12 protein-coding genes are annotated in these 14,458 nt (G+C 39.9%); 4 read left to right on the plus strand and 8 right to left on the minus strand.

Features of this window, described 5'->3' with window-relative positions:
• Positions 1-76: 76 nt before the first annotated feature.
• The 8 genes from MSC25_RS19020 to dnaA form a co-directional block, all read right to left on the minus strand.
• Positions 77-601, minus strand: coding sequence for a transposase (locus MSC25_RS19020; protein WP_126005373.1), 525 nt, complete (start codon positions 599-601; stop codon positions 77-79).
• Between the two features lie 855 nt (positions 602-1,456).
• Positions 1,457-1,906, minus strand: a complete 450-nt coding sequence (locus MSC25_RS19025) for a hypothetical protein (RefSeq protein WP_248444333.1) — start codon at positions 1,904-1,906, stop codon at positions 1,457-1,459.
• Positions 1,907-1,978: 72 nt separating this feature from the next.
• Positions 1,979-4,048: a glycine--tRNA ligase subunit beta gene (gene glyS, locus MSC25_RS19030; protein WP_248444334.1), complete on the minus strand. Its 2,070-nt coding sequence runs from the start codon at positions 4,046-4,048 to the stop codon at positions 1,979-1,981.
• 2 nt (positions 4,049-4,050) lie between these two features.
• Positions 4,051-4,953, minus strand: coding sequence for a glycine--tRNA ligase subunit alpha (gene glyQ / locus MSC25_RS19035; RefSeq protein ID WP_004588055.1), 903 nt, complete (start codon positions 4,951-4,953; stop codon positions 4,051-4,053).
• 140 nt (positions 4,954-5,093) lie between these two features.
• Positions 5,094-7,520 carry a DNA topoisomerase (ATP-hydrolyzing) subunit B gene (gene gyrB, locus MSC25_RS19040; protein ID WP_029772815.1) on the minus strand — a complete coding sequence of 809 codons (2,427 nt, stop codon included), beginning with the start codon at positions 7,518-7,520 and terminating at the stop codon, positions 5,094-5,096.
• Between the two features lie 12 nt (positions 7,521-7,532).
• On the minus strand, positions 7,533-8,627 hold the full coding sequence (gene recF, locus MSC25_RS19045) for a DNA replication/repair protein RecF (RefSeq protein WP_024032132.1): 1,095 nt from the start codon (positions 8,625-8,627) through the stop codon (positions 7,533-7,535).
• Between the two features lie 14 nt (positions 8,628-8,641).
• A complete protein-coding gene (gene dnaN / locus MSC25_RS19050) occupies positions 8,642-9,745 on the minus strand; it encodes a DNA polymerase III subunit beta (protein WP_004588058.1) in 1,104 nt (367 codons plus the stop codon).
• Between the two features lie 13 nt (positions 9,746-9,758).
• Complete coding sequence (gene dnaA, locus MSC25_RS19055; RefSeq protein ID WP_004588059.1) at positions 9,759-11,150, minus strand: chromosomal replication initiator protein DnaA; 1,392 nt, start codon at positions 11,148-11,150, stop codon at positions 9,759-9,761.
• Between the two features lie 616 nt (positions 11,151-11,766).
• Between dnaA and rpmH the strand changes: the two genes are divergently transcribed.
• The 4 genes from rpmH (at position 11,767) to yidC (ending at position 14,378) form a co-directional block, all read left to right on the plus strand.
• Positions 11,767-11,901, plus strand: coding sequence for a 50S ribosomal protein L34 (rpmH, locus tag MSC25_RS19060; protein WP_004335215.1), 135 nt, complete (start codon positions 11,767-11,769; stop codon positions 11,899-11,901).
• A 7-nt stretch (positions 11,902-11,908) separates the two neighbouring features.
• Positions 11,909-12,334 carry a ribonuclease P protein component gene (gene rnpA, locus MSC25_RS19065; protein ID WP_029772813.1) on the plus strand — a complete coding sequence of 142 codons (426 nt, stop codon included), beginning with the start codon at positions 11,909-11,911 and terminating at the stop codon, positions 12,332-12,334.
• Positions 12,335-12,459: 125 nt separating this feature from the next.
• Positions 12,460-12,735 carry a membrane protein insertion efficiency factor YidD gene (yidD, locus tag MSC25_RS19070; RefSeq protein WP_004588061.1) on the plus strand — a complete coding sequence of 92 codons (276 nt, stop codon included), beginning with the start codon at positions 12,460-12,462 and terminating at the stop codon, positions 12,733-12,735.
• A gap of 8 nt (positions 12,736-12,743) precedes the next feature.
• A complete protein-coding gene (gene yidC, locus MSC25_RS19075; RefSeq protein ID WP_024032130.1) occupies positions 12,744-14,378 on the plus strand; it encodes a membrane protein insertase YidC in 1,635 nt (544 codons plus the stop codon).
• Positions 14,379-14,458: the final 80 nt, after the last annotated feature.

The following is a 14,458-nucleotide window of genomic DNA, read 5'->3' on the forward strand; positions in this document are numbered from 1 at the left end:
CATCGTTAAGAACTTAAACCAGATGTAGGTTGGGTTGAGTTTTACGAAACCCAACTTGTTTTATAACACCGAAATTTTATTCATCATACAAAGTGGTTGAATCATTATTACACTCCCAATCTTGGCTTAGTTTTGAATTTTTAACGTATTGATGAAAGCTTGAAAATGGCCAATCACTCACTTTAATAACATGGTTATGTTTCACCGGGTTGTAGTGAATATAATTAATATGATTATTTAAGTCTTCTTCATCTCTAATTTTATGTTCCCAATAGCGACGCTGCCAAATCCCGCGCTCTCCTTTCGCTATTCGACTTTTATTACAAAACTCTGTTGCTGGCAGCTCTCGAGAAAAGCCTGATTTTATAAGTCGCCAACGCATTGCGTAATTACTATCACCTTTAGGTAATTGCCAAATAGCATGAAGATGATCGGGCATGATAACAATTGCAATCGTCTTTATTGGATGCTTTTTTGCCACCTTTGAATATACACGGCGTAATAACTCTATATTTTCCACAAGCAAAGGCTGAGATCTATCTTCTAAATTTACCGTAAAAAAATAACATGCGCCCGCCTCTAACATACGTTTATAACGCATATTTTTATCCATAAAATAAACAGATAAATAAGAGTATAGATTAGTTTTGTTAATTATAATCAAGACAAGTTTACGTAACTCAACGTATTTGATAACCACCAGCACAGTTTTATTCGCCGCATATGTTGGGTTTCGTTTCACTCTACCCAACCTACTTAAAATCTACTTATCCATTATCGCGCTTTTGATTTACGACTGTGATTAATACTAACTAAGCTCATTAATTTGATTGCAAATTTATAGCAATCAATAAAAATTATTATTGATGTAGGTTGGGTTGAGTTTTACGAAATCCAACGTATTTGATAACCAGCAGTACTGTTTTATTCGCCGCATATGTTGGGTTTCGTTTCACTCTACCCAACCTACTTAAAATCTACTTACCTATTACCGCGCTTTTGGTTTACGACTGTAATTAGACTAACTAAGCTCATTAATTTGATTGTATATTTATAGCAATCAATAAAAATTATTATTGATGTAGGTTGGGTTGAGTTTTACGAAACCCAACGTATTTGATAACCAGCAGTACTGTTTTACTCAAAGCACATGTTGGGTTTCGTTTCACTCTACCCAACCTACTTAAAATCTACTTATCCATTATCGCGCTTTTGGTTTACGACAGTAATTAGACTAACTAAGCTCATTAATTTGATTGTATATTTATAGCAATCAATAAAAATTATTATTGATCTAGGTGGGTTGAGTTTTACGAAACCCAACGTATTTGATAACCACCAGCACAGTTTTATTCGCCGCACATGTTGGGTTTCGTTTCACTCTACCTACAACATCCTTGTCACAAATCTATCCACTCACTCGGGCAGCTAAAAGCTGAAAGCTCTTAACTAACAGCTATTTCTTAGTAATCGTCACTTTCGGCTCATCGTAGTCACTGTAATCAATACTTACTATGTATGTGCCTTTTATTGCAGGTGAGTAACTAAAGTAATTATAAATAGTATTACAGTCTGCAAGCACGGGTTGGCCGAGCGTTAGTTTTTGTCCTGCTGGTTGGGCATCGCTGTAGCCACAGTTGTAGCCTTCGCTAAAATCGGCATCGGCTATTTTAAATTCGTACACTTTACCTGGGGTGCTAAATTTAACTTCTGCTTGGTAAAGCGCGCCGCCTACTGGCACAAACTGGTACTGAGGCTCTGCATCCCAAAGCGTAAAATCGCCTCTTAGGTAAACTGTTTTATCCAGCTCTTGCTGAGGCAGTACGTCGTTAATAGACACTTGGCTAGTACACGCTGTGAGTAAGCCGGCAATGGCAAGCGTTAAAATTCGTTTCATTGGCATCATTAATGGGTTTCCTTCGTTCTGTTAAAACTAAAAAGCCAGCAATACGCTGGCTTTTTATTGGCTTAAGCGGTGTTATTTTTGTAGTACAGATATATCTGCAATATCTAAAAATAAGCGGCTTAACTGGCTTAATAGTGCGAGGCGATTTTGCTTTACAGCTTCATCGTCGGCCATAACCATGACGTTGTCAAAAAAGTTATCAACACTTTGGCGAATACCTGCCAATTGGCTTAATGCCTCTTGGTAGTTTCCATCGGCGTAAAGTGGTGCAAGCTCAGTTGAAAATTTTGCTACTTGTGATGCTAATACTTTTTCAGCGTCATCGCTTAATAGGCTCTCATCAACATCACCTTCGGTGGTAATATTATTTTTAGCTAGTATGTTACCTACACGCTTATTCGCTGCTGCAAGCGCTTCTGCGGCGTCTAACGTACGGAAGTGGCTTACTGCTTTAACACGACGGTCAAAGTCAGTAGGTTTAGTAGGACGACGTGCCAGTACTGCTTGAATAACATCTACTTCAATGCCTTCGTCTTGATACCATGCGCGGAAGCGCCCTAGCATAAAGTCAAATACGTCGGTTGATACATTTAGGTTAGTAAGCTTTTCGCCAAACAGTGTTTGTGCTTTTGCTACTAGGTCTAAAATATCAAGCGGTAGCTCTTTTTCTACCATGATACGCAGTGCACCAATGGCAGCACGACGAAGTGCAAATGGGTCTTTGTCACCTTTTGGTGCTTGGCCTATACCAAAAATACCCACCAGCGTATCAAACTTATCTGCAATTGCTACTGCACAGCTGATTAGATTTGTAGGTAAATTGTCGCCCGCAAAACGCGGCATGTATTGCTCGTTTTGTGCAATAGCTACATCTTCTGCTTCGCCATCAAAGCGTGCATAGTGCATACCCATTACACCTTGCACGTCGGTAAATTCCATTACCATTTCGGTCATTAAGTCTGTTTTACTTAATAGGCCAGCACGTTTTGCAAGGTCTTTGTCGGCGCCTAGTTGCTCTGCAATGTAGCCGGCAAGTTCGCTAATACGTACAGATTTATCTTTAAGCGTACCTAATTGCTTTTGGAATAAAACAGTATCAAGTGACTCTAAGCGACTTTCTAGGGTTTTCTTTTTATCTGTTTCAAAGAAGAACTGCGCATCGGCTAAACGTGGGCGCACTACTTTTTCGTTACCAGATATAACCACACTTGGATCTTTACTTTCGATGTTAGATACAAACAAAAACTTATTTAAAAGTTTGCCGTTTTGATCTAATAGCGGGAAGTATTTTTGATCGTCCTTCATGGTGTAAATTAGCGCTTCGGCAGGTACATCTAAAAATGCTTCTTCAAATGTTGCCGTTAACGTTACTGGCCACTCTACTAGTGAAGTAACTTCTTCTAATAAGTCTTCATCCATTGCAACAACCGCATTCACTGCGCTTGCAGCTTCTTCTATTTGTGCACGGATTTGCGCTTTACGTTGTTCGTAATCAGCAATAACGTAGGCTGATTTTAATACGTCGAACACGTCATCTGCATGGTTAATGGTGATTTTTTCTGGATGATGAAAACGGTGGCCTTGTAACTGATTAGTTACTTGCTTACCTAAAATTTCGCCTTCAATAAGTTCATCACCAAATAAAATAGTTACGGTATGAACTGGGCGAATAAATTGTGTTTTATTCGCGCCCCAACGCATTGGCTTAGGTATTGGCAGCTTTGCTAACGACTTTGTAATGGCATCGCTCATCAGCGTTTTGGTTTCTTGTCCTGCTACTTTAGCAATATGTAAAAGCCAAGCGCCTTTATCGGTCTCAAGAGTTTGTGCTTCACTTACGTCAATACCACAACCACGTGCCCAACCCATTGCTGCTTTAGTTGGGTTACCTTCGCTATCGAACGCTGCTTTAGTTGCAGGGCCACGCTTTTCTACTTCTTTATCTTGCTGCTTTGCTTCAAGCGCTTTTACTTGTAAACCTAAACGACGAGGCGATGCATACCAGCTTACGCCTTCATGCCCAAGCTCTAGTGTTTCAAGCTCTGCAGTTAAGTTTGCGGCAAAGGCTTCTGCTAATTTGCGCAGTGCTTTTGGTGGCAGCTCTTCGGTGCCAATTTCTACTAATAAATTTTGTGCTGACATGCTTACTTATCCTTACACAGCGGGAAACCAAGCGCTTCACGTGCATCGTAATAACTTTGTGCACACGCTTTTGATAACGCTCGAACGCGTAAAATATAACGCTGACGTTCGGTTACTGAGATTGCATGGCGCGCATCGAGTAAGTTAAACGCGTGCGATGCTTTCATTACTTGCTCGTAAGCAGGCAGTGGTAAATTTGCTTCAATTAGCTTTTGGCTCTCAGCTTCACACTTATCAAACTGGGCAAATAAATCATCTACGTTTGCGTGTTCAAAGTTGTAAGTAGATTGTTCTACTTCATTTTGATGGAATACATCGCCGTAAGTTACACGCCCTAATGGACCGTCTGCCCATACTAGGTCGTAAATACTGTCTACGCCTTGAATGTACATTGCTAAACGCTCTAGGCCGTAGGTAATTTCACCGGTTACAGGAGAGCACTCTAAGCCCCCTACTTGCTGAAAGTAAGTAAACTGCGTTACTTCCATACCGTTTAGCCAAATCTCCCAACCTAAGCCCCATGCGCCTAGTGTTGGCGATTCCCAGTTATCTTCTACAAAGCGTACTTCGTGCGTTAGGGTATCAATTCCCATCGCTTCTAGTGAGCCTAGGTAAAGCTCTTGAATGTTATCTGGTGATGGCTTTAAAACTACCTGAAATTGGTAGTAATGTTGTAAGCGATTAGGGTTTTCGCCGTAGCGGCCATCGGTAGGACGGCGACACGGTTGTACGTATGCGCTCGACATTGGCTCAGGGCCAATAGATTTTAAGAATGTTTGCGGGTGAAATGTCCCTGCGCCCACTTCCATATCAAGTGGTTGAATAATGACACAGCCTTGCTGCGCCCAATAATCCTGTAAAGCCAGGATCAAACCTTGAAAGGTTTTAACGTCATATTTTTGCATATTTGGCTTTTTACTATCTGAAAGTAGCGTGAAAATTACCCTCAGTATACCTTGTGCACACGCAGGTTTTAAGCAGTTTGTGCGGTTGTTAAAATAAAAAAGGAGCCATTAGGCTCCTTTTAAGATGTAAGTATAATTTTTTACACGTCTAAGTTAACTACGCGAAGTGCATTGGTTTCTATAAACTCACGACGAGGCTCAACTTGATCGCCCATTAATGTTGCAAACAATTGATCTGCCGCTACAGCATCTTCAATTGTTACTTGTAACATACGACGAGCTGAAGGATCCATTGTGGTTTCCCACAGTTGGCTAGGGTTCATTTCGCCTAATCCTTTATAGCGCTGAATGTAGATCCCGCGCTTAGATTCTGCGATCAACCATTCTAAAGCATCCACAAAGTTATCAACAGGTTTTGTTTTCTCACCACGTTGAACATATGCGCCTTCTTTTAAGATGTTTGCGATCTTCGTGCCAGTAACAGCAATGCGTTGGTAGTCACGTGATGCAATAAAGTCGTAATGTAATACGTGTGCTTTATCCACACCGTGCTGACGAATATTCACAACCGGGAAGTACAAGTTGCGCTCTGCATCATGCTCAGTACCCGCATGGAAAATTGTCGCATCTTCATCACGTTCAACTAAGTCGTCAACTAGCTCTTTCGTCCACTCAATTACCTTAGCTTCGTTAGATAAGTCTTCTACTTTTAACTCGCTTTGGTAAATCAAACGTTCCATTACCGTGTTAGGGTATTTACGTTTTAAGCGCTCAATGACTTTAACTGTGTTTTGGTAATCTTGTACTATTTGCTCAAGCGCTTCACCTTCAATTGCACTTGCATCTTCGCTTGTGTAAAGCGCTGCATTATTTAGTGCAAGTGATGTTAGGTAATCTACTAGTGCAGGATCGTCTTTAATATAACGCTCTTGCTTACCTTTTTTCACTTTATAAAGTGGCGGTTGTGCAATGTAAATATAACCACGCTCAACAATTTCTGGCATTTGGCGATAGAAGAATGTTAGTAGCAATGTACGAATGTGAGAACCATCCACGTCCGCATCGGTCATGATAATGATGCTGTGGTAACGTAATTTTTCTGGGTCATATTCATCACGGCCAATACCACAACCTAGGGCTGTTATTAGCGTCGCTACTTCTTGTGAAGAAAGCATCTTATCAAAGCGTGCTTTCTCTACGTTCAAGATTTTACCTTTAAGTGGTAAAATTGCTTGGTTTTTACGATTACGACCCTGCTTGGCTGAACCGCCAGCTGAGTCACCCTCCACTATGTATAGTTCAGATAATGATGGGTCTTTTTCTTGGCAGTCAGCTAATTTACCAGGTAAACCTGCTAAATCCATAGCGCCTTTACGACGAGTCATTTCACGGGCTTTACGCGCCGCTTCACGTGCTCGTGCTGCATCAATAATTTTACCAACAACAATTTTGGCATCCATTGGGTTTTCTAATAAGAAATCAGAAAACTTTTCAGCCATTGCTTGCTCAACCGCAGATTTAACTTCGCTTGATACTAGCTTGTCTTTAGTTTGTGATGAGAACTTAGGATCAGGTACTTTAACACTTACAACCGCAGTTAAGCCTTCACGCGCATCATCGCCCGTTGCGTTACTGGTTGTTTTAGCTTTTTTGTTAAAGCCTTCTTTTTCCATGTAGTTATTAAGTGTACGTGTTAGCGCAGATCTAAAGCCGGCTAAGTGAGTACCACCATCACGTTGTGGAATGTTATTAGTAAAACAGTAAATGTTTTCTTGAAAGCCATCGTTCCACTGCATTGAAACTTCAACGCTAATACCATCTTCTTCACGCTCGTGAGTAAAATGGAATACACCTTTATGTACAGGTGTTTTATTGCGGTTTAAGTATTCAACAAACGCTTGAATACCGCCATCATATTTAAAGTGGTCGGTTTTATTTTCTTCGCGTTCATCAGATAAGATGATGCTTACACCAGAGTTCAAAAACGATAGCTCGCGTAAACGCTTAGCTAAAATATCATAATGAAAATCAAGGTTTGTAAATGTTTCGCCACTTGGCCAAAAACGCAGTTCAGTACCCGTAGTGTCAGCATCGCCAATAACAGTTAATGGAGCGTTAGGTACGCCCATGCTGTAAGTTTGCTCGTGCAATTTGCCTTCACGACGAATAGTAAGAGTTAGTTTTTCTGATAATGCATTTACTACCGATACACCAACACCGTGTAAGCCACCTGATACTTTATAAGAGTTATCATCAAACTTACCACCGGCATGAAGTACCGTCATGATAACCTCGGCAGCAGACACACCTTCTTCTTCATGGATAGAAGTTGGGATGCCACGACCGTTATCTCTTACAGAGACTGAACCGTCTAAGTGAATCGTTACATAAATATCATCACAATGACCTGCTAAGGCTTCATCGATAGAGTTATCAACGACCTCAAACACCATGTGGTGTAAGCCTGTGCCATCATCGGTGTCCCCTATATACATTCCAGGACGCTTTCTTACTGCGTCTAATCCTTTAAGTACTTTAATACTCGACGAATCATAATTCTCAGACATGGTTAATCCCACTTATCTTGTTATTAGGTTGCCATGTTTCACGTGGAACATTTGTAGTTCTCGTTGCATGGGTTCCACCACAGCAGAAATACTTTCAGACAAAATTGAAGAAATAAAAATTTGAGAACTGCAGTGAGCCAATAATTGTCCCACTTTCTCTTTTGTATCCTCGCCTAACTCTGAAGGTAGATCATCTATTAGCAATATAGATTGCTTATCTGTCTCTGACTCAATTAAACTATTTTGCGTTACTTTTAACGCATAAAGCAATAACTTCAATTGACCGCGTGAAAACGTATTCTCTACGCTGTTGCCAGCGACACTAAAACTAAAATCGGCCTTATGAGGGCCTTTACTTGTAAAACCTTGGCGAGCGTCTCGCTCAAAGTTTTGCTCTAATGCATCACTTAAAGACTCACTGTCTTTCCAACCTGCATTAAAGTTGATTTCTAAATCGCGTATAAGCGTTAATTCTGCACACATTTTATCAAAAAACTGCTGCTTAAACCTACTTATATACGCCATTCTTAATTTATTTATTTGTTCTGCCAGTCTAACAAATTCTTTGTCCCAAAACCTAATTTGGTCAAAATAATTCTTTGGCTTACTTTTTAATAATGCATTGCGTTGTTTAAGCACTTTATTAAACGACTGCCATAAGTAAAAAAACTCATGTTCCACGTGGAACAAACCCAAATCTAAAAACTTACGTCGCTCTTTTGGACCACCAAAAAACAATGAATAGCTTTCGGGTGTAATAATTTGCACAGGCATTAACTGTGCAAGTTCAGAGATTTTTCTACTGGCTTTGCCTTGTATTTTTAAATTGGTTTCACCACTTTGGGTTTTACTAATCCCAATAGGAATAGACAAGTCGTGTAGCGCTTTGCGGCCGTGTATTACAAACTGATCTTGCTGATGTTGAATAATACTTTTATGTTTAGGTGTTCGAAAAGATTTGCCGTGAGAAAGGTAATAAATAGCCTCTAAAAGGCTGGTTTTTCCGCTGCCGTTTTCACCATAAATTATATTAACGCCGTTGACTGGTTCTAGCGTCAGTGCCTCAATATTACGAAAATACTTGAGGCTCAAGTGACTTAAACTCATTTATAATGGGTATCTTATAATCGCATAGGCATAACCACGTACATTGCTTCTTCATCGCCCGCACCTTCAATAAGTGCACTGCTGTTTGAATCTGCTAATGTAAATAGTACATCTTCTGTTTTTAATGTATTTAGTACATCTAATACATACGATACATTAAAACCAATTTCTAGCTCATCACCCTCATACATTACTTCTACTATTTCCTCAGCCTCTTCTTGCTCAGGGTTATTAGCCGTAATTTTAAGTAAGCCATTGGCAAGGTTTAAACGCACACCTCTAAATTTTTCGTTAGATAAAATAGACACACGTTGAAACGCATTACGTAACCATTCACGGTTAGCGGTAATTACTTTATCTCCACCACGAGGTAATACGCGGCGATAATCAGGGAAGCGGCCATCCACTAACTTACTAGTAAAAGTAAATTCCACATCGATAATACGAATATGGTTAGCGCCAAATTGAATAGTAACTAATTCTTCATCGGCAACCATAAGGCGCATAATTTCTTGCACACCTTTGCGCGGTATTATTAATTGGCGCTGCGTATTTAACGATTGGCCTAATTCTTTTTGCGCTATTGCCAAACGGTGGCCATCGGTGGCCACTGTTTTTATGTCGGTATTATCTACTTCAAACGACATGCCATTTAAGTAATAACGAACGTCTTGGTTAGCCATTGAAAAATGCGTGCTTTCAAGTAACTTACGTAACTCTAAACGCGTTAGCTGAAACTCAACCTCGCCATCCCACTGCTCTAAATTAGGAAAGTCTTCCGCGGCAAGTGTAGTAAGTGAAAAGCGGCTTTTACCACTAGTTAAAAGCAGTTGGTGCTCTTGTAAGCTCAATGTAAGCTCAGAACCATCAGGCAGGCTTTTACAAATATCGAGTAATTTTTTAGCAGGCAGCGTTAACTTTGTATCGGCAATATCATCACCAACAAAAACACCTGCAACTAGTTCAATTTCAAGGTCTGTGCCTGTCATTGAAAGTTGCCCGTTTTCTACCACTAACAATACATTAGATAATATAGGTAACGTATGTTTACGTTCAATTGCACCCGATACTTGCACTAATGGCTTTAAAAATTGTTCTCTTGAAATGGTTATTTGCATAATAAAGTCAGCCCTAAGATGACAACGTTCTTATTAAATTTTGATAATCTTCTTTTATTTCGTGGCTTTCATCACGAAGTGATTTAACCTTTCTACACGCATGTAATACCGTGGTGTGGTCACGTCCACCAAATGCGTCACCAATCTCAGGTAAGCTGTGATTAGTTAATTCTTTAGATAATGCCATAGCTACCTGACGCGGCCTCGCGATAGAGCGGCTGCGGCGCTTAGATAACAGATCTGACACACGTATTCTGTAATACTCAGCCACGGTGCGCTGTATGTTGTCTATAGTGACAAGCTTATCTTGTAGTGCCAATAAATCGCGCAGTGCTTCTTTTACAAAGTCGATAGAAATTGGGCGTCCGGTAAAATTAGCATTAGCTATTACACGGTTAAGCGCGCCTTCTAATTCACGTACGTTTGAGCGTAATTTTTTAGCGATAAAAAAAGCGACTTCGTGCGGTAAATTAATTTTACTCTGCTGCGCTTTTTTCATCAAAATGGCAACGCGCGTTTCAAGTTCTGGCGGCTCTATAGCAATTGTTAAACCCCAACCAAATCGTGATTTAAGCCTGTCTTCTACGCCCTCAATTTCTTTTGGGTAGCGGTCAGAGGTTAAAATAATTTGCTGATTACCTTCTAATAATGCATTAAAGGTATGAAAAAATTCTTCTTGTGAGCGCTCTTTATTAGCGAAAAATTGAATATCATCAATCATTAGCGCATCTACACTACGGTAATAACGTTTAAATTCTTCAATGGCGTTATTTTGTAGTGCTTTTACCATGTCTTGCACAAAACGCTCAGAATGCATGTAAACAATTTTAGCATCGGGCTTGTTAGCCATAATGCCATTACCTACTGCATGTAATAAGTGAGTTTTACCTAAGCCTGTGCCACCGTAAATAAATACCGGGTTAAAGGCAGAGCCAGGGTTATCTGCAACTTGTGTTGCAGCCGCTTTTGCTAGCTGGTTAGATTTACCCTCAACAAAGCTGTCAAAGGTATAGTTATCTTTTATATTAGATTTATAGCCTGATTTAGGCGCAGGCTCTACTGCTGCTTTTTGTTCTACAGGTTGCTGTTTAGCAGGTGCCTGTGAACTAGGTGATGCAGGGGCTTCAACACTTGGCGCCGCCGCTTGAGTATTTAGTAGTGGTTTACTACCTACATCAAAACGTAATTCGGGCGCTTCATCACCACAAATTTCTACCAGTAACTCATTAATACGGTTTAAATACTTTTCTCTTACCCAATCAAGAACAAAGCGATTAGGTGCGTAAATCGTTAAGGTATCTTCGGTACTTTCTGCTTGTAGTGGTCTTACCCACATACTGAATTGTTGCGAAGGCAACTCATCTTGCAATACATATAAACAACTTTGCCAAACCGACAGATACACAGTTAAACTCCCAGAGGTATAATTTTTATTCCCGCACATCAATAATGATTAAAAATCATGCATTTATTGCGTTCAATTGGCCAGCTACCCGACCCAAGACCGGGTATTATGAAGGCACTTTATCCACAAGTAAAAGATTGATTTTTATAAAATTGTTGATATCAGTGTATAAATATCTTAACAGACTGATTTATAGCGACTTTTATTTTAAAGCCTGATAACAGATCATAACAAAAACACACTGAGATCGCGAACCAATTTTACGATCTAAATGAGTTTTCCCATGCTTTTATTCACTTTTTAAACACCAGCTGTGGAAAACTTCTTAATTATGATGATCCTAGTTGATCACCCTACTTTATTACGATCCACATTCTTTAAGTCAGTCTCGGCCATTAATTCGCCTTTTTGCGCAAAAGCAGACCATTTTGCTTTAAAATTAATCCATAAATATCAAGCCAGCGTACAAAAAATGTAATAAACACGGTGTTTACAGCGCAATTATGATTGACTTTAAAGTGCTTAATCTATAATATCTCGCGCTCGCAATGGCACCTGTGCCAGGATCGCGACCTGCATAGGATGTTTTAACTTTAACCGATCGGATGAGATTGTTATGAAAAGAACTTTTCAACCTAGCGTTTTAAAACGCAAACGTGCACACGGCTTCCGTGCTCGCATGGCAACTGTAAATGGCCGTAAAGTATTAGCACGTCGCCGCGCTAAAGGCCGCAAAGTTCTTTCTGCTTAATATATAAGTGGAAGACTTTAGCTTTGGCAGGGAGTTACGTCTGTTAACTCCCTCGCATTACTCTCGCATATTTAACGAACCCGCTCGGGCTGCAACTCCCTTATTTACTCTTTTAGCTAAACCTAATGACCAAGATAAACCTAGGTTAGGACTCACTGTTGCTAAAAAACGTGTAAAAAAGGCATGCCAACGTAACCGTATTAAACGACTCGCTCGCGAAAGTTTTCGTTTAAATCAACACACCATCGATAATATCGATATTGTGCTTATGGTAAAAAGTGGTATTGATGAGCAGTCTAACGAAGAAATAACCAAACAACTTACAAAGCTGTGGCGTAAAATAAATGAACGCTGCAAACCTGGTGCACCTAAACCACCACCTTTTAAAAAACGCCCAAACAAATCAGCTAAATCTAATAAACAAACCCGATAGCAATAGAATTGCAGGGTTAATTAGGGTATCTTTAGCTCACCTTTTAATCATGCGTTTAAAATCTCTAATTGAGCCTTTAAATACATGGTATCTATTCACTAAATATACGCAGGGGTATAAACACCATGAGGTTACTTAAACCACTTGTTGCTATTCCAAAGCGTTGTTTGGTGTTATTTATCCGCGGTTATCAAATGTGGATAAGCCCACTACTAGGCCCGCATTGTCGTTTTAATCCAAGCTGCTCTCATTACGCTATTCAAGCAATTAATTTGCATGGATTTGTAAAAGGGAGTTGGTTAGCACTTAAACGCATATTAAAATGCCATCCTTTACATTCAGGCGGAGAAGACCCCGTTCCTGAAAAATTAACCCGTATTAACCACCAACACGAGAAATAAGAGCTGTTATGGAATCGCAACGCACGTTTTTATTAATCGGTTTAATGTTAGTGTCGTTTTTATTATTTCAAGAATGGAATAATGACTACAACACACCTAAAGCCGATCCTAGTGCCACTACACAAACACTAAACACAACGTCACCAGAGTCAGATGATTATATACCGTCATCGTCAGATTCAGGTTTACCTGCTTCGGCTACCGCTGCTAAGCGTTCAGTTATTGACATTACGACTGACGTTTTCAAAGTAAAAATAGACACCAAAGGCGGTGACATTGTTGAAGCAGACTTACTCCAATACGAAGAAGTAAAAGGTGAAGAAACACCATTTATGCTTCTAGGCGAGTTTGATGGCAATCAATACTTCTCACAAAGTGGTTTAATTGGTTTAAATGGCCCAGACGCATCAGCGAATGGTCGCCCTACTTACCAAGCAACGCAAAAAGCCTACACGCTAAGCGGTGATGAGCTACGTGTACCACTTACCTATGTTGATAGTAATGGCGTTAGCTTCACTAAAACATACGTATTTAAAAAAGGTCAATACGATGTAGGCCTAGAGTACACAGTAAATAATGCGACAAGTGCGCCAGTGCAAGTACAGCTATACACGCAAATTAAGCGTACCGTACAAGAAAAAGGCAGCTTAGTAGATCAAAACTATCTAGGTGCAGCTTACGGTACTGATGAAGAGTCGTACGAAAAATACAGCTTTTCAGATATGGCTGACAAAAACCTAAATAAAAACACCCAAGGCGGTTACGTTGCATTTATTCAGCATTACTTTGTAAGTGCATGGGTACCTAAGCAAGACGAAACACACACGCTTTACAGCTTAATTACTAAAAGTAATGCCGCTATTATTGGTACAAAAGCAGCGCCTATAAATGTACAAGCCGGCAGCGAGCAAACTCTTAATGCGACTTACTACATGGGTCCTAAAGAGTCAGATATTCTTGAAGCGATTCACCCAGATTTAGACCTGACTGTAGATTACGGTTGGTTATGGTTTATTTCGCAGCCTTTATTTGTACTTCTTAAATGGTTACACAGCATTTTAGGTAACTGGGGTGTCGCTATTATTGCCATCACTATTATCGTTAAATCGTTAATGTACCCACTGACTAAAGCGCAATACACGTCAATGGCTAAAATGCGTGCCCTTCAGCCTAAAATGGCTGCCCTAAAAGAAAAATATGGTGATGACCGTCAAAAGTTCGGCCAAGCTACTATGGAAATGTACAAAAAAGAAAAAGTTAACCCTATGGGTGGCTGTTTCCCTATTTTGCTACAAATGCCAATTTTCTTAGCGCTATTTTACGTATTCTTAGAATCAACAGAGCTGCGCCATGCAGAGTTCATTCTTTGGCTTACTGACCTTTCTACAAAAGACCCATACTACGTATTACCAATATTATTTGGTGCAAGTATGTTTGTGACGCAAAAACTACAACCAATGACGGTTACCGATCCAATGCAGCAAAAAATGATGACCTTTATGCCGGTTATCTTCTCTGTATTCTTCTTATGGTTCCCATCTGGTTTAGTACTTTACTGGTTAGTGTCTAACCTTATTTCTATTGTCCAGATGCTTATCATCTACCGTGGCATGGAAAAGCAAGGTATAAAAGTAAGAGGCTAGCTTAACGGCTACTCATATAAAGGCGACTTAGGTCGCCTTTTTTATTGCCTATTTTTTACCACAGCTATTCGCTACCAATA

This window comes from Pseudoalteromonas sp. 1CM17D (assembly GCF_023161805.1).
In the GTDB taxonomy this organism is placed as follows: Bacteria; Pseudomonadota; Gammaproteobacteria; order Enterobacterales; family Alteromonadaceae; genus Pseudoalteromonas; species Pseudoalteromonas atlantica.